Annotated in this window: 19 protein-coding genes and 2 pseudogenes; 7 read left to right on the forward strand and 14 right to left on the reverse strand. The window is 71.1% G+C overall.

Going from position 1 to position 20502, the window contains the following annotated elements; genetic code table 11:
• The first annotated feature begins 337 nt into the window (after positions 1-337).
• Positions 338-1180, forward strand: coding sequence for a hypothetical protein (locus tag OG413_RS45345; protein ID WP_266814384.1), 843 nt, complete (start codon positions 338-340; stop codon positions 1178-1180).
• Here OG413_RS45345 and OG413_RS45350 read toward each other — a convergent pair.
• Entirely contained in the window at positions 1177-1548 is a 372-nt protein-coding gene (locus tag OG413_RS45350; RefSeq protein WP_266814385.1) for a hypothetical protein, read from the reverse strand. The genes OG413_RS45345 and OG413_RS45350 overlap by 4 nt on opposite strands.
• Before the next feature lie 500 nt (positions 1549-2048).
• Here OG413_RS45350 and OG413_RS45355 point away from each other — a divergent pair, with 500 nt between their 5' ends.
• The gene (locus tag OG413_RS45355) at positions 2049-2225 is read left to right on the forward strand and encodes a hypothetical protein (RefSeq protein ID WP_266814387.1); all 177 of its coding nucleotides are present in this window, start codon (positions 2049-2051) and stop codon (positions 2223-2225) included.
• A 106-nt stretch (positions 2226-2331) separates the two neighbouring features.
• Here OG413_RS45355 and OG413_RS45360 read toward each other — a convergent pair whose 3' ends face one another.
• Positions 2332-2925 carry a prealbumin-like fold domain-containing protein gene (locus tag OG413_RS45360; protein ID WP_266814994.1) on the reverse strand — a complete coding sequence of 198 codons (594 nt, stop codon included), beginning with the start codon at positions 2923-2925 and terminating at the stop codon, positions 2332-2334.
• A gap of 30 nt (positions 2926-2955) precedes the next feature.
• Positions 2956-3615, reverse strand: a pseudogene (locus tag OG413_RS45365) (prealbumin-like fold domain-containing protein); the annotation flags it as partial.
• Between the two features lie 965 nt (positions 3616-4580).
• On the opposite strand from OG413_RS45365, the gene OG413_RS45370 reads away from it, so the two are divergent.
• On the forward strand, positions 4581-5090 hold the full coding sequence (locus OG413_RS45370) for a hypothetical protein (RefSeq protein ID WP_266814389.1): 510 nt from the start codon (positions 4581-4583) through the stop codon (positions 5088-5090).
• An 89-nt stretch (positions 5091-5179) separates the two neighbouring features.
• Here OG413_RS45370 and OG413_RS45375 read toward each other — a convergent pair whose 3' ends face one another.
• The 6 genes from OG413_RS45375 to OG413_RS45400 form a co-directional block, all read right to left on the reverse strand.
• Positions 5180-6265, reverse strand: coding sequence for a GNAT family N-acetyltransferase (locus OG413_RS45375; protein ID WP_266814390.1), 1086 nt, complete (start codon positions 6263-6265; stop codon positions 5180-5182).
• 25 nt (positions 6266-6290) lie between these two features.
• Positions 6291-7616 carry an MFS transporter gene (locus tag OG413_RS45380; RefSeq protein WP_266814391.1) on the reverse strand — a complete coding sequence of 442 codons (1326 nt, stop codon included), beginning with the start codon at positions 7614-7616 and terminating at the stop codon, positions 6291-6293.
• Between the two features lie 214 nt (positions 7617-7830).
• A complete protein-coding gene (locus OG413_RS45385; protein WP_266814392.1) occupies positions 7831-8373 on the reverse strand; it encodes a hypothetical protein in 543 nt (180 codons plus the stop codon).
• 181 nt (positions 8374-8554) lie between these two features.
• Positions 8555-9832, reverse strand: coding sequence for an MFS transporter (locus tag OG413_RS45390; protein ID WP_266814394.1), 1278 nt, complete (start codon positions 9830-9832; stop codon positions 8555-8557).
• A 348-nt stretch (positions 9833-10180) separates the two neighbouring features.
• Positions 10181-10537: an SH3 domain-containing protein gene (locus OG413_RS45395; protein ID WP_266814396.1), complete on the reverse strand. Its 357-nt coding sequence runs from the start codon at positions 10535-10537 to the stop codon at positions 10181-10183.
• Between the two features lie 225 nt (positions 10538-10762).
• Complete coding sequence (locus OG413_RS45400) at positions 10763-11128, reverse strand: hypothetical protein (protein ID WP_266814398.1); 366 nt, start codon at positions 11126-11128, stop codon at positions 10763-10765.
• A gap of 399 nt (positions 11129-11527) precedes the next feature.
• Here OG413_RS45400 and OG413_RS45405 point away from each other — a divergent pair, with 399 nt between their 5' ends.
• A complete protein-coding gene (locus tag OG413_RS45405) occupies positions 11528-12700 on the forward strand; it encodes a pyridoxal-dependent decarboxylase (protein WP_266814400.1) in 1173 nt (390 codons plus the stop codon).
• The gene (locus tag OG413_RS45410; protein ID WP_266814402.1) at positions 12697-13389 is read left to right on the forward strand and encodes an NUDIX hydrolase; all 693 of its coding nucleotides are present in this window, start codon (positions 12697-12699) and stop codon (positions 13387-13389) included. Before OG413_RS45405 ends, OG413_RS45410 begins: the two co-directional genes overlap by 4 nt.
• 1201 nt (positions 13390-14590) lie before the next feature.
• On the opposite strand, the pseudogene OG413_RS45415 reads toward OG413_RS45410, so the two are convergent.
• From OG413_RS45415 to OG413_RS45425, 3 genes and pseudogenes are all read right to left on the reverse strand, one after another.
• A pseudogene (locus OG413_RS45415) lies at positions 14591-14904 on the reverse strand (RNA-guided endonuclease TnpB family protein); the annotation flags it as partial.
• Between the two features lie 57 nt (positions 14905-14961).
• Entirely contained in the window at positions 14962-15303 is a 342-nt protein-coding gene (locus tag OG413_RS45420) for a hypothetical protein (protein ID WP_266814404.1), read from the reverse strand.
• Complete coding sequence (locus OG413_RS45425) at positions 15300-17033, reverse strand: hypothetical protein (RefSeq protein ID WP_266814406.1); 1734 nt, start codon at positions 17031-17033, stop codon at positions 15300-15302. The genes OG413_RS45420 and OG413_RS45425 overlap by 4 nt, the downstream gene beginning before the upstream one ends.
• A 181-nt stretch (positions 17034-17214) precedes the next feature.
• Between OG413_RS45425 and OG413_RS45430 the strand changes: the two genes are divergently transcribed.
• A complete protein-coding gene (locus OG413_RS45430; protein ID WP_266814408.1) occupies positions 17215-17592 on the forward strand; it encodes a hypothetical protein in 378 nt (125 codons plus the stop codon).
• A 41-nt stretch (positions 17593-17633) separates the two neighbouring features.
• Complete coding sequence (locus tag OG413_RS45435; RefSeq protein WP_266814410.1) at positions 17634-18023, forward strand: hypothetical protein; 390 nt, start codon at positions 17634-17636, stop codon at positions 18021-18023.
• A 46-nt stretch (positions 18024-18069) separates the two neighbouring features.
• Here OG413_RS45435 and OG413_RS45440 read toward each other — a convergent pair whose 3' ends face one another.
• Together OG413_RS45440 and OG413_RS45445 are read right to left on the reverse strand one after the other, a co-directional pair.
• On the reverse strand, positions 18070-18651 hold the full coding sequence (locus OG413_RS45440; protein WP_266814412.1) for a hypothetical protein: 582 nt from the start codon (positions 18649-18651) through the stop codon (positions 18070-18072).
• A 522-nt stretch (positions 18652-19173) separates the two neighbouring features.
• A complete protein-coding gene (locus OG413_RS45445) occupies positions 19174-20421 on the reverse strand; it encodes a DUF1173 family protein (protein WP_266814414.1) in 1248 nt (415 codons plus the stop codon).
• Positions 20422-20502: the final 81 nt, after the last annotated feature.

Here is a 20502-nt window from a genome sequence, read left to right on the forward strand (position 1 = left end):
TCCTCGGCACATGGTGAGACGGCTGACGGACGTCTCGTGAGAAACCCCAGCGCAGCGAAGCGAGAGTCAGCACAGTTCGCCTCCGGCTCGGCGAGCGCCGTCTCCTTCGCGCCCTTCGGGGCGCGACACCACTACGGAATCTCATCGATCGGTCACCGGATGCCTTCGCTGTCGCCCCCTTCTACGCTACCGCCGCCGTCTCACAGGCGGTCGTGGAGGCCGCGCCGAGAGCGGTCTCCACGGTGCCCGCAAGGGTGGTGATCAACGAGAGAGCAACCATCGGACCGGTTCGGTGAGTAGCATCCGGCAGCAACAACCAGGTACAAGGAGCGTTGCCGTGGCCGACGAGCCCGAGAAGACCCCCATCCAGAACAAGTACGCCCAGCAATACGCCAATGACCTCGCGGCCAACCGCAAGGAGCAGGGCGACATCACCACGCAGATCACTGGTCTCCAGGAGCGCCTTGAACAACTCAAGGTGGAGGAAAGCTGGTTGGGCCAAGCGCAGGGGAGTTTGCCCGGGACGGCCGCCCTGAACGAGTCCGAGGCCGCCGCTGCGGTAGCCGAGGAGCCGCCGGCGGCCAAGGCCGAGCAGCCGGAGATCTCCGCACCGGCCGCTGCTGTCACCGATGCACCCACGACCGTTCCCCAGCCGCGGCAGGACCAGTCGGTGAAGGTGGCCAAGCAACCCGCGAAGAAGTCGGCAGCCAAGAAGACCCCGGCGAAGAAGGTGGCGGCCAAGAAGACCCCGGCGAAGAAGGTGGCGGCCAAGGAGGCGACGACGGCGAAGAAGGCCGCCGCGAAGAAGTCGGTGGCCGATCAGGCTCCGGCGCCGGAGGCCGCCACCACGGAGGCGCCGGCGGATAAGGCAGCGGGCGAGGAGAAGTCGGGGCCGCCGCTGTGGCAGCTCATTCTGGACATCCTCCTCAAGACCCCCGGCCAGCCGTGCATGGCCCGTGAGGTCACCGATCAGCTCGCGCAGGAACACCCCAAGCGGGCAACGACCATTCAGACGGTGCGCAACAACCTGGAGGGCCTCGTCAAGAAGAACCGTGCAGAGAAGTCGCGCCAGCAAGGGAACGCGATGTACATCGCGCACGCCGATGCGGACGTCACCGCGGGCGGCGAGGGCGAGCAGGCTCCCGAGGCGGCGGCCGAGAAGGTTCCGGCGGAGGTCTAGCGTCCGCTGCGGCCCGCCCGGGCACTCGCGGCGGCCCGTCGGGCCGTGCGCCGCAGGTGCCCGGGCAGCAGTATGCCGCCGACGAGGAGTTGAAGGGCCGCCAGCGCGTAGCCGAACGGGTAGTCCTCCCCCAGGCCCCAGCTCAGGATGCCCGCGACACCCCCGGCTCCCAGCCAGGCGATGGCCGCGCACGGCAGACCGGCCCGCACTCTGGCCGTCCCGTAGGCGGCGACGGCTCCCAGGCTCAGCCCGGCGGCCAGGACACTCAGCACGGCGCGGGCGCCCAGGAGAGCGGCGGCGAGTACGCAGGCCACCGCACCGACGGTGAGCGCGGTCCACGGGGGCATTGCGGGGGTGGGTCGGGTCACGGTCTCTCCGGGGAGTACGGGGCACCGAGCCAACCACGCCTCGGCCCGACAGTGCAATGAGATGCCCGGCCCGCCCGGCGGGCCGTTGCCCCTTCCCGAGTGCACCCCAGGCGGGGGCTGGCCCGCACCCCGGTGCCCGCCCTGCGGGACGCCGCTGGCGGCGTGCTGGTGGGGCGTTGAAGGATCAGACCCAGCCCGCATCCGGCGGGCGGCGGCTCAAGGAGGTTCTGGGGTGGGGCGTTGGTGTGGCTGGCCGTCTGTGCCGCGGTGATGGCAGTGGTGGGAACCCGGGCCTGGGCGGTGTGGCAGCGGGGGCCGGACGTGCCGTGGGCGAAGCGGTGGGAGGCCGAGGGGGCTGCCCGTGGAGTCGCGGATGTGGGCCCCGCGCACCGTGTGGATCGTCTGGGTCGTGGGCGGGTGCCTGCTGGGCGACCGGTGGCCTGGCAGCGTGAGTAACGCAGATCCGGCTCGGTCCCGCCGCTGCGCGTCCCGAGGAGCTCGTGGAGCAGGCGCAGAAGCTGTCCGCCTCAGCGGCCATTGTGATGAGTACCGCCCTGGTGGTGTCGGTGGTGTGCGGTGGTGTGCACGCTCTGGCCCGGCGGCGGCGCCGGGATGCGGAATGCGCTCTGGCCCTGGACGCCGGGCAGGAGCTCACGGCTTCTGCGGACTGCGGATGACCGGCAGCGCAGTCTCGTGCCGGGCCGGGCCTCACCCTGCGCAAGGCGGGCGGAGTCAGTCCGGGCCGGACGGGGGTGCGCGGGGCCCGCCCGTCCGGCCCGGCGGTCACTGGCTGTCAGATGTGTTCGTGTGGCGCCGGCGGCGGGATCCGGCCCAGACCGCGCCGCCTCCGGCCGCTACCAGGACGCCGACCGCGCCGATGAGCCAGGTGGTGCTGCCCGCGCCGGTGTGGGCGAGCTGCGCGGTGGGCGCGGGCGGCTGGTGGGTGGCGGGTGAGGGCGGTGCGGTGGTGGGCGGGCTGGTGGGGGCGGGGGTCTTGGAGTCGGCGAGGGTGATGGTGACCTGGGCACCCGGGGTAGCGGTGAAGCGCTGGGGCGCGGCGTCGGCCTGGTATCCGGCGGGGGCGGTGGTTTCGCTCGCCCAGTACGAGGTGCCGTTCTTGAGCGTCACGTCGAGCTTGAGTTTGGCTGTGCCGTCCTTGCCGGTGGTCAGCCGGGCGAGCTCCTTGCCCCTGGTGTGCTTGCCCGAGGCGTCGAGGGTGTCGGCGTTGATCGTGATGACCGCGCCGGGCAGGGGCTTCCCGGTGGCCTTGTCGGTCTTCTTCAGCAGCAGGTCGCCCTGCTTGAACGGGTCGACGATGGTGATCGGGTTGGCGGCCGCAGTCTTGCCTTCGGTGATGGTGATGTTCTGGTCCGGCACGCGTTCGTGCAGGCGGCTGCCGGTGTCGGTCTCGCGCAGCCGGTAGGTGCCCGGTGCAAGGTCGTCGAAGGCGAGGGTGCCGTCGGCGCCGGTTTTTCCTCGGCGACGACTCGGCCGTCGTCGGGGTCGGTGAGCTGGAAGGCGGCGCCGACCAGACGGTCGCCGCCCGGGTCCTTCTTGTGGATGGTCACGCCCCCGGGGGCTGCGGTGACCTTGATGGCGGCGTCCGCACTCGCGGTGGTGGTGTCCCCGGCCAGCAGCATCCGCTGCGCCTTGCTGTCGCGAGGCGTGAGGATCTTCAGCTGGGTGCCGGGCAGGCCCGCGGCGGTGGCGTGGACGGTGGTGGTGCCCTTGGTGTCGGCGGTGAAGTCCCAGTTGGCGGTGCCGTCCTGGCCGGTGGTGACCTGGCCGCGCTCGCCCTCCTTGCCGGACTCGGCGAGCGCGATCTTCACCCCGGGCACCTTGGCGCCCGAGAGCTGGGCGGTAGCCGAGACGGTGACCGTCACCTTCTTCCCGGCCGGTGTCTCGGTCACCTTCGGGGTGAGGGTCAGCCGGTAGGGGCCCGCGTACTTCTTCGCCTCGCTCAGGTAGCCGAGCGCAAGGGTCCGGGCGGACGGGGAGACCCCGGGATAGGCCAGGCGCTGCTTGCCGCGGGCGCCGTCGATGCCGTAGGTGCCGCCGGCCAGCCATTCGTATACGGCGGCATCGACCGCGGCGGCCTGGGGCGCGTTGCGGGTCTGGCCGTACTTGCCCACGACGTAGGAGGCGTAGGCGAGATGGGTGTCGGGGACGGGACGGCCGGTGACCGAGGAGGTCCAGTGCTCGACGGTGGTCGGGCCGGTGTAGCCGTCCGCCGCGTCGGGGCCCTTGCGAGACGGATCGGCGCAGAACGTCTCGTAGTTGCCGTACACCGTCATGCCGGGTGGTCCGTACGCGCCGATGTGGGAGCTGGCGGCGTGGCCGTCGCTGTCGGGGATCGCATATCCCGGTCCGAATTTGTCGTGGTTGTCCGCCGAGCCCGGGGCCGCCGCGTGGGCGGGTGCCCAGGCGAGGGTGCCGGCCGCCGCGGCGGCGATAGTGATGGCGGCCAGGCGCGCCGAGGCGCGGACGAGAGGTGCCTGCATGACGGGGTTGGTCTCCTTGGTCAGGATGGGCGGGCCCGGATACGGCAGCGCCCGCCCGGGATGAATGGATAAGGAGGCCCGGGCGGGCGCTTGGGTGGGAGTGCGCCGTATTAGTACGGGCGCGCCGCGAGCGGGCGGGTGGCGAGGTCCTCGTCAGGCCGGGCGGAGACGAGCGGGCGGAAGGCGGCGAGCGGACGGGACTTGAGCGGGCGCTGGTTCATCGAAAGCTCCTCGGAGAAGGCGGTGAAGCGTCGGTTGGACAGAGGTGATCTCAGCAGGAGCAGCCCGGCACCGCCAGGGATAAAAGGGATGAACTCCACTAATTCCTTTGGGTGGGATACGAGTTCATGCGGCGGTCGAGAGTGCGGGACGAATCTCCTCCTACGTCGTGGTCCCGGTCCGTCCGGCGGACTGCCTACCGGGCGGCCGAAGGGTGACGGCTGTCACGTCCGGTGTGCTCCGGTGGAGCCGACAGCAGGCTCCCTTTCGGCCAGGCTCAGTTGACGACACAGCAACGAAGGGAAGACCCGGATGCCTGTACTGCGCCAGCTCACCGCTTGCTCCGCGCCCGCCACGCACGTGGTCGAGTCGCGCTGCCGGAAGAAGGGACGTGCCCTGGAGTACCGGGTGGAGGTGTGCGAGCGCCACCGGTGGATTGCCGGGCACTGGCCCGGCCGGCGCACGAGGCGGGAGCCGGGCGGGCAGTGCGGGACGATGGCCGATCACCGGGCCTACACGCAGGTGGTGCAGTCGCACGTCGACATGTGGATCGGGCCGCTGACCACCCAGGACCTGGAGAGGCACGGCGGGGATGCCGCTGCCGCGCTGCGGGCCGCCCATCAGTGGCTGCAGGACGCGTACGGCGACTGCTCGACAGCGCGAGGCGATATCTGGCACGCCGTGGCGGCCGCGCTCGGCCACGCAGCATGGTTGGCCGAGGCGGTCGCCGCCGGGCTGGTCGACGCGGCGGAGGGTGAGCAGCAGGTACTGGCGGCGCTCAGCTCTGCCGAGACGATCGACAGCACGGCCCGCGGGGTGTAACAGCGCGCCTCGCACCATCGCCAGGACCGAACGCGTACCGAAGGACTGCCCTCACAGTGCAGGCCACCGATGCTGGGGGCACAGAGTCTTCAATGGCCCCAGGCCCGCATCGCGTGCTCCTGGAGGCCGGTGTGCATCGCCTGCAGTCGGCCGGCGGCGGCGGGGTCCGGCTGCGTGAGATAGATGGCGGAGGTGAGCGGGATCGTGCCGAACCCGAGGCGGGACTTGTATTCGTAGTTGCCGCGGCCCGCGTCGAGGACCTGGGTGCCGGTGGCAACGGCATACGCGATGCTCTCGGCCATCAGCCAGCCGTAGGTGTGCAGAACGGCCTTCCGGTCTTGGTCGATGGCGGCCGCCCAGAGATACAGCACGCCGTTGTGCCGGAAGCACAGGAGTCCGCCGGCCAGGCCGTCGTCGTGCTCGGCCAGCAGCGCGACCGCTCCGGGTGCGTGCATGAGCGGGGTGAGCATGTCGAGGCCGTACAGGGCCGGACCGTGCTGCTGGGACGTGGCACAGGCCTGGGCGACGAAATCAGGCAGCGCGTCGCGCATGGCCGTGCCGGGCGCGATCCGCAGTCGCAGGCCTGCCTCCGTGCCGCGGCGGTGCTGGCGCCGGAAGTCCGAACGGCACTTGCTGCTGCTGAAGTTGGCGACGAACTTCTCCAGCGAGGAGGCGACGGGGGCCCGGTGTGCCCAGTAGAGGCAGACCTGCGCGTCGGGCGGACGTATCGCTGTCCACTGCTCCAGGTCTGCAGGCGGCAGGTTGGGCACCACGAGCGCGGGTGCGCCCCACTCCCGGGCAAGTTCCATGCCTCGGTCGACGGCCTCGGCCAGGACCAGAGGGGACGCGCCGGGCAGGCCTCCGTACTCGCCGTAGATGCTCGGGGCATACAGCACGGGCTCCTGCCAGACCGGTTCAGGCAGTCCCGCGTCGCCCTCCACCGCCGTCCACATGGGGCTGGATTCGATGAGCTGGTACGACAGGCGGTAGCGGCGTGAGCCGTCGTACAGAGCGAGGTGCCGGCTGGCGAGCACCGGCTCGGAACTGATGCTCTGCCAGGCGTGCGCCCAGGCACGGGAGTGGTAGGGAGTGGCGGCCGGTTCCTCACCGGGCAGGGTGTTGATGGTGGAGTGCCAGGAGGACTGCCCGGTGGGGCGGGCGGGGGCGGTGGTCATGACGGGAATCTCCAGGACGAGCGGGTCAGGAAACGGGGTGCGACAGAGGGGCGGGCGCGTCGGGCGCGTGGCTTCGCAGTGCGGCGTGGAGCGGCAGGCACAGGGCGGCGCCGAGAGCGCCGGCGAGGAACGTCGTCACCGCGACGAGGACGTCGCCGCCAGTGTTGAGGGCCCAGGCGGTCAGGACCGGGGCGGTGATGACCGACAGGGCCAGGGTGGTTCCCCACAGCCCCGCGTAACGGCCCCGCGCGTGCGGGGGTGCGATGCGGTTGACGATGTCGGTCGCGCCGACGAACAGCAGGATCTCCCCGGGGACCGCCGCCGCCACGCACAGGCTGAACCCGAGGGTGCTGGTGGCGAGACCCGCTGCTCCCATGCCCGCGCCGAGGAAGAGGGAACTCGCGGCCACCACCCCGGTCATGGGACGGCCCGAGGAGGCGCGTCGGCCGAGCCAGGGAGTCACCAGCGGCGACAAGAAGAGAACTGCGGCCGCGTTGGCGGCCTGTGTCCAGCCGTACGCAGTGGCGTCCAGGTGGTGAGCCGTCATGAGCATCGGCAGCGCGGTGAACATCCCGCTCGCGCAGGTGAGGGCACACCAGCTGGCCAGGGACACCAGCCACAGCCGTCCGTCCTTCAGTGCCTGACGGTAGCCGCCGCGTTCGACGGTCCCGGGAGTATGGCCCGGGCGCAGGAACCGCCAAGCCGCGATGCCGAACACCGCACAGGCGACCGCATTGATCCAGAACAGCAGGGGCAGACCTGCCTGGCCGGCGAGCAGGCCGCCCAGCGAACCAGTCAGGGCCGCCCCGACATTGACAGCAAAGTGCCGCCATCCGTTGACAACTGCGCGGCCCCCCTCGCTGGGGACGAGGTCCGCAATCAGCGCGGAGACAATCGGCCTGGAGGCGTCGTACACCACCCCGGCGAGGAACGACGTGGTCAGCAGGGCGAGGGGCGAGCGGACCTCCCCCAGCACCGGCAGGATGACAGCGGCGGCCAGCATGGTGCACACCAGAGTGGTGCGGCGCCCGAGCCGGTCGGCGAGCCAGCCGAACAGCACCTGTCCGGTGAGCCAGCCGCCCCCGAAAGCGGCCAGCACCCACGCGACGAGCGAGGCCGAGAAACCGAGCGAGGACAGGCGGTAGGAGAGGAACGGGTAGGCGAAGCCCGCTCCCCGTACGACGAGCGTGCCGCCCAGCAGGAGCCAGACCTCCATAGGCCAGCGCTTCACAGCACCTGCGGGCGGGGCGGTCGTCGCCGCGAGGGACTCGGATACTGGAGGCTCGTCGTGACGAGGATCCTGTGTCTGTCCGGCGGGACGGGTGCCCTCGGTGAGAGGTGTGTGGGTCACGGTGGCTCCGGGGTGTGCGGCAACAGGTCAGGGTCGGTTGTCCGGCCCGAGGCACTTCCCCGGGCCGGACCCGCGACCGGAGGCGGATGCGGGCGCTCGCCCGTGATTCAGGGAGCGGAAATCCAGGTGGACGCCGCTACGGCATCCGGAGCGCGCCCTCCGGGAGGGACGCGGGATCTCGCAAATCAGCGGCCCTGGGCCCTCTTGGCAGCATCTACACGGCCGGGGAGGCGCTGAAGAGAATGGGGGCCTTGTAGTCCTTGCCGTCGCCCGACCAGTCCAGCTGGATGTAGCCGTCGGCGAGGTAGCTGGCGCTGGTGGCCTTGGTCTTGATCGTTCCCGTCTTGTACGAGCCGTTGCCCGTGGCGCTGCTGTTTTCGAGCGCGTTCTCAAGGCCGGTGTAGTTGGCGTACTTCACGACAGGGTCGGTGCCGCTGGTGCTCTTCTTGGTCTGGAGGTGGAAGCGCGCCTTGTTGAAGGTGAAGTGGTTGTTCGTGCCGGAGGAGTAGGGGCCGTCCCAGTAGACCGTGGCCGTGGTGTAGATGTAGCCGCCGGACCGCTTGGCGCAGAGCTTGACGTCGAACGACCAGTTGTCGGAGTCGGGGCCGTTGTACGACGGGTCGTCGAACGTGGGGCTGCTGCTGGTCTTGCAGTGGTAGCTCGTTGCCGCCGAGGCCGTGGTGGCGGTGGCGAGCGTGGTGCCGGCAACGGCAACGGCGGCGAGCAGGGTGAGGGCGGTGCGCTTGAACGCGGGCATGCGGATGCTTCCTCCAGGTCAACGAGGCGCGGCGGGCCCTTGTGGCCATGCCGGTGACTGGGAGCCTGCAGGCCCGAGGGGACTTCATCGCCGCGTGCAGCCGGGGCGTGCCGGGGTCTGGCTCGGCGATCGTGGTCGGCGTGCCGGGAGGCGGGAGCGGGCGCCGGTGGGCTGCTTCGGCTCACACGGCTGTAGCTGCCGGGGCGGGCGCCGGGCGAGCCGAGAGCAGGAGCGCGCACAGGGCGGCGGCCATCAGCGGGACGGCGAAGTGACCGTCGAGGGGGCCGGCCAGGGCGGTGCCGCCGGCCAGGCCGAGGCGGATCGCGCTGGACATCCAGCCGACCGTCTCGGTCGATGTGCCCGGCGGGGCGACTGAGGTGAGGGTCAGGCTGGCCACGGTCAGCAGGGGCACGAACAAGGCACCCGGCAGCATCGCCAGCACAAGGATCGCGGGGGCCGGGAGCGGGGCGAGCAGGGGGAGCCATCCCGCCGTGAAAGCGGCGCCCAGCAGCATCAGATGACGAGACCTCGGGGCGGTGGCGGGCTGGAAGCGGGCGTACAGGACACCGCCGAGCAGCCCCGCCGCGGAGAACGCCGCGGGCAGCGCGCCCGCGAACCAGGAGGCGTCCTGCCGTTCGGCTACGGCGATCCCGGCGACGTCGAGGGCACCGATTGTGGCGCCGAGGAAGACCAGGGAGATCAGCAGGGGGCGCATGGCGGGCGGGCGCAGCACGCCGCGCCGGTCGGGGCGTCGGGGCGCGGCCCGCCATGTGCGGGCGGGGCGGGCTGTGGCGAAGGCGAGGGAGCCGGCCAGGGTGACGGCGGCCGCCAGGGCGAGGGCTGCGGCCGGGGAGAGCCAGGTGGCTATCGCGATGGACAGGGCGGGGCCGGTGACGTAGACGATCTGCTGGGTGGAGGAGTCCAGGGTGTAGGCGGTGCGAACGTGCGCGTCATCGGGCAGTACGGCGTGCCACAGCGATCGGAGACCGCCCTCCAGTGGCGGGCATCCGGCTCCGGCCAGGGCGACGCATATGGCGGTGAGCGGCAGGTGGGAGGTGCCTGTCAGGGCAAGGGTGCCCAGCGCGGCGGCGACCAGGGCGGCTCCCGTGTGGCAGGGCAGGGGCAGGCCTCGCAGGTCGGCCAGCCGTCCCAGCAGCGGCAGTCCCAGGGCCGGGGCGATGCCGTAGAGCGCGGCCAGGAGACTGGCGGTCGCCAGGGAGTGGCCGTCCGCCTGCGCTGCCAGGATCAGGGCCACGGGCACCATGCCCAGCGACAGGCGGCCGGTCACCGAGGAGACCAGCAGGCGGCTGCAATATCGGTGGCGCAGCACGTCGCGGAAGGTCGGAGGGGTGCGCGGGGGCGCCGGGTCGCCGGCCGGCGCGGCCAGAGGTGACGGCTGCGGCGCGGGGCCCGGCGCCGGGGTGGTGCGGGGGACGTCGCGGACCTGCGCCTGGGCCATCGCCTGCCTGCCTCTGCAAGGGGTGTTGGAGTGGGAGAGAAAGGGGTCGCCGCCCATGCACCGCGGCCCAGGGGGCAGGCGGCGGTCCACGGGCGGCGCGAGCGGCGAAGGGGGGGGCATCGGCCGCTGCGCCGAGTAGCCCAGCAGGCCGTGGAGGCGCTCTCAATGGCGCTTCCACGCTGGCGGGCGCCGGTATCGGCTTCTCCCGCCCGGTGATGCGGCAACCGGCCGGGGCGGTCCGTCAGGCGACGCCCACCGTTGCGTAGAGGATCTTCCTTCGGTGTCCGGCAGGCAGGTACCGGTGCCGTCGGCGCAACTGTGTTTGGTGCACGGGCGCGTGTGTCCGGATCAGCCGGCCAGGTTGACCAGGCCGTCGCTGCGCACCCACCCCTGGGTGCCCTTGCGGATCCCGGACTTCGAGCTGGTGATCTTGGCATAGTCCCAGCTGCCCTTGCTGCACATCACGGTGAGCTTGTCGCCGCGGTACAGGTACCCCAGGCTCTTGTAGCCCGTGGAGGGACCGGAGCGGTAGTTCCAGGCGTTCTTGCTCACGGTGGCACCAAAGTTGGACCAGTTGTGCGTGCACTGGCTGTTCTCGCCGACGGCGTAGGCGGACGGTGCGGTGGTGACGGTCAGGGCGGCTGCGGCTGCCACCGCCATGACGGCGGGGACAACGGCGGCGCGGGTCGCGATGCGGCGGATCATTGAGGAGCCTTTCGAGGAACGTGGCGCGGAAGTGGCGTGGCAGGGTCGATGCTGCGCGCCCGGGAGCAGTCGGTGACCGACTTGGCCGCCCGGCTCCCGCGGCCTGCGACGGCGAGCTGAGGTGCTGGCCCGCAGGGCGGGAACAGCCGTGCGGCCGGCTGCGCAAGGAGGCGCAGCCGGCCGCTTCGAGGTATCCCGGCCGGGACAACCACGGCGCTCTTGGCGCTACTTAGGGATCGGCGGGGTGGGCGCGGGCCAGGTGTTGTACGGGTTCGCGCACTGGTAGACGACGTATCCGCGGATCTTCTTGTGGTCCGACTTACGGGTGACCGTGCCGTTCACCCACCACGTCTTCGCTGAACGCTGGTACACCCACTGCTTGTAGGTGATCTTGTCGCCCTTGTAGGCGACGCCGACCGTCGTCGAGCCCGTGGAGTAGGACGCGTGCACCTTGACGGCCGAGCAGGAGATCGTGTCGGTTCCGGTGTCGGCGGCCTGCGCCGTCGAGGCGGTGGCGATGCCTCCCGTGGCAACGGCCAGACCCAGGGTGCCGGCCACGACGGCACGTTTGACGCGCTGGCGAACTATCACGCAGGACTCCTTGATGTGGGAGGAAATCGGGCCGGGCGGCCCGGGACTTGCCAGCGGGTCCGCCCGGCCCCGGCAGGGGTGCGCACCCTCGTGTCCGGACGTCACCGATCCTTGGGGCCCGGCGGCGATGATGGGGCCTGTCGGCGGCCGCGGTCCCACCTGCTGGCTCCGCGACTTGCCCCGCTCTCCCCGCAGGCGGAATCGGCCGGGAGGCGCCGGTGCCCGGCGTGGCGGCAGCGCCCGGGCCGTCCAGTCCGTGAGGCGGGAGGCGCAGCCGGGTTGTTCGCTGCATCCTCCCGCCCCACGGCGTGCCCGGCGGCCGGGGCGCCCGAGGCGGCCGCGGGCGGGCGTAGATGGGGTGGCACCTGTTGCTTGAGCGACCCGTATGGAGCCGATGACGTGAGCCCCCGCACCGCCCCGAACCTGCCCGATGAGGGCCTGGCCATCGGCTTCCAGCCGTCTCCGCCCGCGGCCGACACCCGCAAGCTGCATCGGCTGTACCGCGCCCTGGACCGTGACGAGCGGCCGTTCCTGAGCTTTCCGGGCCACCTTGGCCAGGTGATGGCAGAACTCGCCCCGCTGCTGGGCATGTTCGTCGATCAGAGGCGCGGCCCGTACTCCCCCACCGTGTTCGACACCGGCACCGGGGAGTACGAGAAGGCGGTGCTCACCTACTTCGCCGCGCTCGCCGGAGCCTCACCCCAGGAAGCCCACGGTTTCGTGACGGCCTCACCGCGCGAGGCGCTTCTGCACGGTCTGGTCATGGCCCGCCGCGGTTTGCCGGAGCCGTCGGTGTACGTCAGCGAGCAGGCCCACTTCGATGTCGTGCGGGCCTGCGAGCTGCTGGGGATGAACACGGTGCGCGTGAACGCGCTGCCCGACGACACGATGGATCCCGACGATCTGCTCCTTCAGACACGGATGCGGCGCGGGGCGGGGGCTCTGGTGGTGGCCACCTGTGGCACCCCCTTGCGCGGTGCCATCGACAACGTGGCCGAGCTGCGCGCTGCGGCCGCCGTGTCCGGACCGGTCCGTGTCCATGTCGATGCGAGCGCGGGCGGGCTGATGGCCGCGCACAGCAACCAGGTGCCGCCGTGGTCGCTCGCGCATGGGGCGCACTCCATCACCCTGTCCGGGCACCGGCTTCTGGGCCTGCCCGCCCCGGCGGGCATCTCACTGGTACGCCGCGAGCAGGACCCGTCTTCTGGGGCCCTGGGGATCCGAATGCCCGACCGCCTGGTGGTCGGCTCCCGCAGCGGGCTGAGTGCGCTGCTGCTGTGGACGCGGCTGCGTTCCCTGGGACGGGCCGGTGTGGCCGCCATGATCGCCCGGTGCCAGGACGCCGCCGCCTACGCGGTCGAGCAGTTCGAGGCCGCAGGAGCATCGCCGGAACGTTTCCCCGACTCCCTGACCATCACCTTCGACCGGCCCCCGAACTGGGTGGCTGACAAGTGGCGCCTTGAGTGCTTCGGGGACCTGGCGCGGATCAGCACCACCGGGCCCATGACGCACACCACCGTCGACGAGCTCGCCACCGACCTGTCCGCCGCCCGCCTGGGGGCTGTCGCATGACCCCCGCCGTGCCGCTGTCCCACTCCCTGCTCACCCTGCCCGCCGAAGTCGGTGATCTGATGGACCACACCCCCGAGTCCGCGTACGCGCACCTGCGCGACACACGCCCCACGTGGTTCCTCAGCCCGCCCGGCGACGGCACGATCGGCATCAGGTGCTGGCCGATGACCGAGGGCCAGGTCCTGCACCGCGACGAGGAGCGGGTGGTGCTCGAGGACCCGGTGGTCCTGCCCGACGGTCAGCACGCACGACGCCTGCGGCTGCTCACCGCACGGCCGGAGCCGCCGGTGGCCGTGCTCCCGCTACTCGACGGCGACGTCGTACTCGTCAACCGGTTCCGGCACGCGGCCCGCACCTGGCAGTGGGAGATCCTCAGGAGCGCAGGAGCCAAGGGCGTGGCCGACGCGGACAACGCGGCTGGGCAGCTGAAGGACCAACTCGGCACGAGTGCCTCGGAAATGATCGGCCTGGGCCAGGTCCACCTCGACCCGGCGATCCTGGCCGAGGCAGTGCTGCTGTACACCGCGCGCATTGACGCGGTGGACGACCTCGCGCACGGCCCCGACATCCGCAGGGTGCGCACCGTCGCCTTCGCTGAGGCGGAGCAGATGGCCCTGACCGGTCAGATCACCGACGCGGTGACCATCACCGCGCTGTTCCGGGCCCGCCTGGCCGGTGTGAGCAGATGAGGGGCCCGATGCCCAAACCTGCTCCGGCAAGCAGCGAGTCTTGGGAGTTCTTTACGGAGTCCTGCCAGGCGTCGGCGGACGGTTTGCCGCGTGCCGCCGTTGAGAGTCCCACCCACCATTTGTTGGCCTTTGGCGGAAGCCGGTGTGGCCCCTGGCACGGCGTCTGCCGGTACCGGTGAACGCGTCTCCTGAGCGTGTAGCCGGGCAGTTGGACACCTCCCCCATCGACAACGACGACTTCCACGTAGCCGTCCACGCGGACTTCCTCTCCAGCCACCCGGATCCCGGCAACCTTCTGTCCTCAGGCGAGACGGACGGGGTGTGGTGCACGGCCTACTTACCCGATGACGTGTGGTGGCACTCGGCAGCGATTCACGAAAGCGCGCACGCGACATTGGCGTGGATGCTCGGCCTGTCCGTCCAGCACCTCGCTCTCGCCCAGGACCGGGCCCAACTCGAAGGCGGCGGGGCGTGGGTGGATGGACCTGCCGATGCCCAGTACTACACCGTCGAGAAACTCGGCCCGGCCATCGCGCAGGCCGACTGGTTGACCAGCCGCGGTTACATCCATCCAGAATTGCGCCGCTGCGTGGAGAAGCTGTCGGGCTCAGGTGACCAGGCCATCGTGGACGGATTCGCTGACCAGGGATTCGTCGTGGACCGAACCCAAGCGCTCGGGGATGCCCGCGAGCTTCTGACGCATCCCCGGGCACAGGCGGCCCTGCACGCCTTGGCCGAACTGCTCCTTGAGGAACGGGGCCTGGACGGCCGACAGATCGCGCGGGTCTTCCATAGCCACCGGCTCGAGCCACGCCCGCACACACGCGTGTGGCGTCCCGGACGCCGGCTGGCCTTGATCGCCGCCCCGACTTCGCCGGTATCTACCCAGCGCACCGAACCTCCCCGGCCTGCCGTACAGGCGCATCAGGAGGAGCCTGAGGTGCCACTGGATCGGCTGCTTGCCCTGGCTAAGCGCATCGATGCTGAATCCCAATCCCGGCAAAGCATTACCCGGACACTGCAGGAGTCCGACAGCACACACGGGACGACGGCCGCTCAGACCCACGCGGAACACCTGCTCAACCATGCACAGCACCAGGGCAGGCAGCCGCAGTGGTGACCGATCGGGTCCCGTCCTCGAGCGGACATCCCGAGCGTGACTCCTTCCCATCATGAATGCATGAATCCAGCATTGCGGCGTCTTTGCCCCGTGACGGGGGTTGGGCACGAAGTCGCCGCTGGAGTCGGCGAGGAAGTTGGCTATGCCCAGGTCGATGCCGGCCACGCGGCCGGTCGCGGGCAGCGGCGCGGGGGCGTCCAACTCAGCGGTGAGGATGACGTACCAGCGGCGGCCCTCGCGCTTCACCGAGATCGTCTTGACCTTGCCAACGACCGGCCGTTGCTGGTGGACCTTGATGTGGCCGATGCCCTGGAGGCTGACACGGGTGACGGGGTCGTGCGGGTGGCATCCCAGCGGCAACCGTCGCCGTCCTTGGGGAAGTCCACGGTGTCGAACCGCTTGGGCGACCGGACACTGATGCCCTGATCCGGCCAACCACCGCCCCCGTGCCTCTACGGGATCGTCGTGGAGTGCTCGTCACGTTCGGCGCCCGGTCGCCGGCTCAGGCAGTCGGCCGCGATGACCAGCGGCATAAGCAAGACCACCGCCACCAGGCCTACGGCCGCGGCCAGACGGACCACGGCTCCCAGCAGCCCGACCAGAACAGTTGCCAGCGGCCACCCCCCGGCCGCCGAGCACAGTGCTATGTAGAGGAGTCCGTGCCCGGCAACGAGGGCGCCGCCGCACACGAGCATGGCCATGGCTGCCATGGCGAGGTGGGGCAGACCGCGCCGGGTGAGCGGTCTGGCCGCGCGCAGCAGCACGGAGATCACGGTACTCAGAGCCCAGTTCACCGGTTCATTCCAGGGGTGGTGGAGCTGGCGGCCAGGGCCTGGGTGTGGGCCTCGTCGTGGGCGGCGGGCTCTGCCGGGTCGGAAGCGTCCGGGGAGGCGGGGCGCGCCATGGCCTCCTGCAGGCGGGCGCGGATGTGCTCCTCGTCGAGGGGAACAACGGCGGCCGCGGTGTGCTCTAGTGCGTCGCGGGTGCGGGTCAGCAGGTCGGTCTCGGTACCGGTGGTGGCCCGGCGGCGGGCGGGCACCGGCTGCTGGAGCTGGTAGTGGAGCTGGCCTTCCAGCACCTGAGCCGCTCGCTCCAGGGTGCCGAAGGCTTCGATGACGCGGCGCTGGGTCTGCGCGGCCGCGACCGGGACGAGTGCCTCGGGCAGGTCGCGAGGGGCCGCGGCGGGGAAGGACAGGCGGCCGAGCGCGTCGTGCATGAGGTGCAGTTGACCCTCGCGTGCGGCCAGGTAGGAGGTCTCGGCGTGCAGCAGTTCCGGGTCGGCGAAGTAGTCAGTGCTGTCCTCGGCCGTGGTCGCGGCGCGCTGCGCGCTCAGATCCTCGACGGCGTCCTGCGCGGTGGCCGAGCTCTGCCGCCAGGCGGCGGCCGGGCCGCTGGTGGCCAGGGGGCGGGCCGGGACCGGAAAGGCGTCCTGAAGCTGCCGCGCCTCCTGCAGGCGCCCCGCGTGCGCGGCCGCGGTGTAGGCACGGACGGTCTCGCGGGCCTGCGCCAGGTGCGCGGTGCGCGGTGCGTCGAGGGCGGGGACGGCGACACCCAGCAGGGCGCCGTCGGATCGCCGGTCGCGCAGGTAGTCGGTGATGTCCGGCTCGAGGACAGCCCGCAATTGCTGGGCGGGCGCATCCCGCAGGGAGATCTGGTCGAGCAGCCAGTCGGCCATCTCCGCGAGCGCGGGGACGTCGGCGGACAGGGATTCCACGACGCGCCAGTCCTCGATCAACTCGGTGCGGGGGCGGTAGACGCGCTCCAGCCGGTCGAGGAGGTCGACGATCTTCAGCCCGGTACTGACCACCAAGTCCGCGGTGGCCTGGTCCTGTTCGCCGTCGCGCTCCAGGGCCTGGGCGAGTACGGAGGGCGGAGGATAGCTGGCCAGGGCGCGCATGTGACAGGTCCAGGCGGCGGCCGCGGCGATCCACCCGAGTTCGAGACCCTGCGGCGCTTCGGCGTTGCGCCGGTAGAACCAGCTGGCCAGAAGGTCGGTGAGCCGGGCCTCATCGTGGGACGGGTCGTGCATCAGCTGGGCGGCCAGTTCGCCGGGGGTGTGCTCGCTCAGGCCGCCGGGATCGGCGGTGATGATGGCCAGGTGCCGTACTCCGTCGTCCAGGCGGAGCCAGCGGCGCAGTGTCTCCTGCCGGCCGTGGGTGACCTCCTGCCGCGCGATGCGCGTGAGGTCGGCACCCAGGCGGGCGATCCCGGTCTCCCCCACCCGGGGTGTCTCGGCCTCTGTCCAACCGGTCGGCTCGCTCCCCTCGGTCACCCATGCCAGGGCGTATGCGTCCTCTCCCCGCTCGGTCAGCCAGGTACGGAAATCGTCGGGGAGGGGAGTGTGCTGCTCGCTCATCGAGGGGACCTTCTGCTCGGCGGTGGCGCCGCGCAGTCCGTGGACGGCGGCTGGCGGCAGCTTGCCCGGACCGAGGATGCCTGCTGGCCTGCTCGCCTGGAGGGTTTCGTCAGGCGGGAGGCGGCAGCCAAGCATCAGCAGCAGCGTCCCGCGAGACGGGACGGGCATGGTGAAAGGGGCCGACGCGGAACGGCTCGGCGCCGTGTCGCGGGGATCCGGCGAAGGAGTTGCTTGTGCAGGTGCCACAGCCGTTTCCGGAGAGGCGGGTCCGGTACACGAGAGGAGAGAGGTTTCGGGGTGTGCTTGAGTAGTTGCAGTTGCACGGGATGCTTCAGCCAGGGGAGATGGCATGTTCGAGGACTGCACCGCTGCCGAGTTGGCCAACGCCCTGGACAGTGTGCGACACGGGTCGCCCGAGAACACCGGCATCCTCTCTCTGCTCGACCAGGCGACGCTCCGCTGGGCCATGCGGCACCCCGAACTCGTCCCCCGACAGCAGGCATTCGCCCAGGCCCGGCAGGCACAGTGGCCTCGCACCCGCAGCGAGACGACCTGGCAAACCGTCGTGGCCAGCGCGAGCAAGCTGGCCACGGCCCTGCGCGAACACGGCGATGCCGAGCTCCGCCTGTGCCAGGAGCGGACCGGCTGGGGCACCTGCCACCTGCCGCTCCCGAAGGACGGGCCGTGCCGATCCGCCGCTGAGCACCTGCCGGCCCCGGCTCACTGACCGGCCGTTGCCTGCCCGGCTGTTGCTCGTTGAACGCAGATGTGACTGTCCTTTTGCACCACCCCGTACAGGATCCGGCCGCTGTCGAGCAGCTGAGCGCGGCCCTGCGGGAGCTCGCCGAGCAAGATCCCGAGCGTGCGTACGGGCTTATCGAAGACCTGGTCTTGAAGATGGTCACCGAACTTCCCGACGCGACGGGAGCCTTCGGCAGGATCGAGCTGCGGGACTACGGGCGGGCGCACACCCTGCTGGACGATGCCGGAATTCTGATCAAGCAGGCAGCCGGTGTTCTCCTGGGACTCCCCGTTGCCGGGCGGAGGGCTGAGCGGGAGATGGTGGCCCAGGCCCTTGCCGCGCCGGACAGGGATCCGGCCGACCGTGCGGAACATCGCATCCACGTGTGGACGAGGCCCAGGGACGTGTCCGCGTAGTCGGGGCGGGAGCTGGTTTATGGGAGCGGCTCCAGCGCGGTCAGCGTCACTGCCCAGAGCGCCGGCGGCGGGGCCGTTGCGGTGCGCGACGGGAGCTCCGTACGGGGGCCGGGGCGCCCTCGGCGGGCGCTGCGGAGAAGCCGCCCGCGATGCTGGGCCGGGCGGGGGACGGCACCTGTCCGGTGGGCGTTCTGGGTGTCGTGGGCGGCTTGGTTGCGTGGTTCGGCCGCGCGGCGCGGGCCAGGACGGTGGCGTTCGGGATGAGCGGCGCGCACATCTCGCAGACCTCTTCGAGGCTCCACACCCGGCTCACGATCGGGTCGTGTCGCAGGATCATCACCACCGTGCCTGCGCAGGACGTCCTCGCGCCGGGATGGGCGCCGCATCGCTGGGCGCCGCAGTGGCAGTAGGCGTGGGGATTGACGGTGGCGACCTTCGCATGCGCGGCGGCGTGCGCTGCGGCGAACCTTCGCAGTGCGGTGAGGTCCGCGGAGCGGGGCGGCATCCGGCACGCTGCGGTGCTGCAGGTGACCGAGGCGACGCGGCCGCTGTGGCCGATGATCCGGACCGTCCAGGCCCGTCCGGGGATGCGCTCGGTGGATGATTCGCTGCTGTAGGCGGTCGTCACGGCCGTCCGTTTCTGGTTGATCGGTGAGGTTGCTCCACTATGTGCTACCCGCTGGGGCGTTGGGCAGCAGATTTCGGCCTGGGGCTGTGCGGGGTCCCAGGCGCTGAGTCGGGCACCTTCACCGGTGTCCCATCAGACGGCCGCCTCGGTCCGGGGACCAGGTGCAGCCCCGCGGGTACCCGGGCGAATGGCGGACTGTGGGCGCACCCTGTGATGCAGTGTCTCACTGGCAACGAACCCGGAGATGGCCTGGTTGGATGCCGTCCGGCTGCTGATGCAGGGTGGCCAGGTGACGCGGCAGGGGTACTCGGCACGACGAGCAGGCTCTGCGAGCAGGGCTCCACGCTGGCCGAGGTCACCGCGCATGTCGTGCGGTCGGCGATGTCCCAGTGGGAGGACGACGACTCCTCTTCACCCGTGCTGGATGAGCGTGCGTCAGTTGCTGGTCCGTCTCGACGCGCCGTTGGTGGACAGGCTGACGTCTTGAGTGGGCCTCCGCGCCCACCGGTGCTGTGCCCTCCGTCAGGCGTTCGGTCGGGAGCCGTGCTGGCCGGAACGCGTGAGTGCGGGGAGCGGCTGGGCGACGTCCCACTCGATGAGCTGCCCGCCTTGACGCTGGTAGAACTCCCGCTTCTCTGTCTTGCGCCGGTCGTAGGCTTCCCGGCCGTGGATGCCGTAGACCTCGACGTATGCCGCGGGTGTCATGTCAGTGAGGACGAAGTCGGGCAGGACAGCGTCGGCGGTGTCGTAGCGCAGGGGCTTGATGAAGGCGCGGCGGCAGGCGGCGAGGGCGTCGGCCATGACCACCTCGTAGGAGGAATCGGCGGGAATGTAGGCGGCGGTGGTGAGCATCGCGGCCAGGTCGACGGCGATGAGGTGTCCCTTGGGGCTCCGCTCTACGACGAACAGGGCGACCCGTGTGGCGCCGTGCCCGGCGGCTGTCTTGCCGAAGGCATGTCGGTAGGAGCGGATGGCCCTCGCGTGCAGAGCCGAGCGGGCGTAGAGCGGGGTGCGCTGGTGGGCGAGGCGGTAGGCGACGCCGTGTGGGGTGGGTGCCACCTCTTTGATCTGTCCGAGGATCAGGGCGCGCCGTTCGGTCGTGCCGTGACGCCCCAGGCGTGCGCGGAAGGCGTCCAGGGCTGCGGTGTTGGCGTCGGCCGCCGCGTGGGTGAAGGGCGGTACGACGTAGAGCGCCTCGTCCATGCCGTGGCCGTTGATGGTGGTCTCACGCAGTTGTTGGCGCAGCCGGGCGTGGCACGTGCGCCAGGTGAGGCGCCCTGTCTGTGGGTGCGAGACGTTGAGTCGGGCCTGTTCCCAGAGCCAGTGCAGCAGTCCGAGCAGGCCGACGGAGCGCCGCGAACCGGCGTCGTCGCCGGTCTCCTCCGGCGCGGCGTCGTGGGTTGCAGGCTGGGCCAGGGTGCTGGTGAGGGGTGTAGCCAGGCGGATGGACACGCCGTGGTCGGTCTCCCGGATGGCTTGTGTGCTGTAGCGGTCGCGGCCGGACAGGCCGGGCCCGAGTTTATGGAAGGGGCAGGTGGGGTCGTGTTGTTCGCCTTCGCCAGGCCAGCCCGCGACGTGGTAGCGGCCCGCCCGGGTACAGCGGATCACCAGGCGCAGGGCGGGACGGCGGCACAGGCACCGGGCGTGGCCGACCTCGGCCCGGGCACGGGCGAACAGCGGAGCTGCCTGGGTGGAGTGTTCGCGCAGCCAGGCCAGTTGTACGGTGCGGCCCGCCAGTTGGATACATCCGGGGCCGTTTGTGGGTGTCATGTTCATCTGCCTTCAGCCGAGGGGGAGCCCGCGCCATGGGCTGAACTTCAGGTGCGGGGGTGTCGGTGCAGTGCGTGTCCG

The sequence above is a fragment of the Streptomyces sp. NBC_01433 genome (assembly GCF_026340105.1).
Lineage (GTDB): Bacteria > Actinomycetota > Actinomycetes > Streptomycetales > Streptomycetaceae > Streptomyces.

What these genes read in the sequence shown, in the direction of transcription:
- OG413_RS45425 (WP_266814406.1), bottom strand. Translation starts at nt 17,033, where the DNA reads ATGCCCGTCCCGTCTCGCGGGACGCTGCTGCTGATGCTTGGCTGCCGC.
- OG413_RS45370 (WP_266814389.1), top strand. Translation starts at nt 4,581, where the DNA reads ATGCCTGTACTGCGCCAGCTCACCGCTTGCTCCGCGCCCGCCACGCAC.
- OG413_RS45410 (WP_266814402.1), top strand. Translation starts at nt 12,697, where the DNA reads ATGACCCCCGCCGTGCCGCTGTCCCACTCCCTGCTCACCCTGCCCGCC.
- OG413_RS45395 (WP_266814396.1), bottom strand. Translation starts at nt 10,537, where the DNA reads ATGATCCGCCGCATCGCGACCCGCGCCGCCGTTGTCCCCGCCGTCATG.
- OG413_RS45385 (WP_266814392.1), bottom strand. Translation starts at nt 8,373, where the DNA reads ATGCCCGCGTTCAAGCGCACCGCCCTCACCCTGCTCGCCGCCGTTGCC.
- OG413_RS45390 (WP_266814394.1), bottom strand. Translation starts at nt 9,832, where the DNA reads ATGGCCCAGGCGCAGGTCCGCGACGTCCCCCGCACCACCCCGGCGCCG.
- OG413_RS45445 (WP_266814414.1), bottom strand. Translation starts at nt 20,421, where the DNA reads ATGACACCCACAAACGGCCCCGGATGTATCCAACTGGCGGGCCGCACC.
- OG413_RS45375 (WP_266814390.1), bottom strand. Translation starts at nt 6,265, where the DNA reads ATGACCACCGCCCCCGCCCGCCCCACCGGGCAGTCCTCCTGGCACTCC.
- OG413_RS45430 (WP_266814408.1), top strand. Translation starts at nt 17,215, where the DNA reads ATGTTCGAGGACTGCACCGCTGCCGAGTTGGCCAACGCCCTGGACAGT.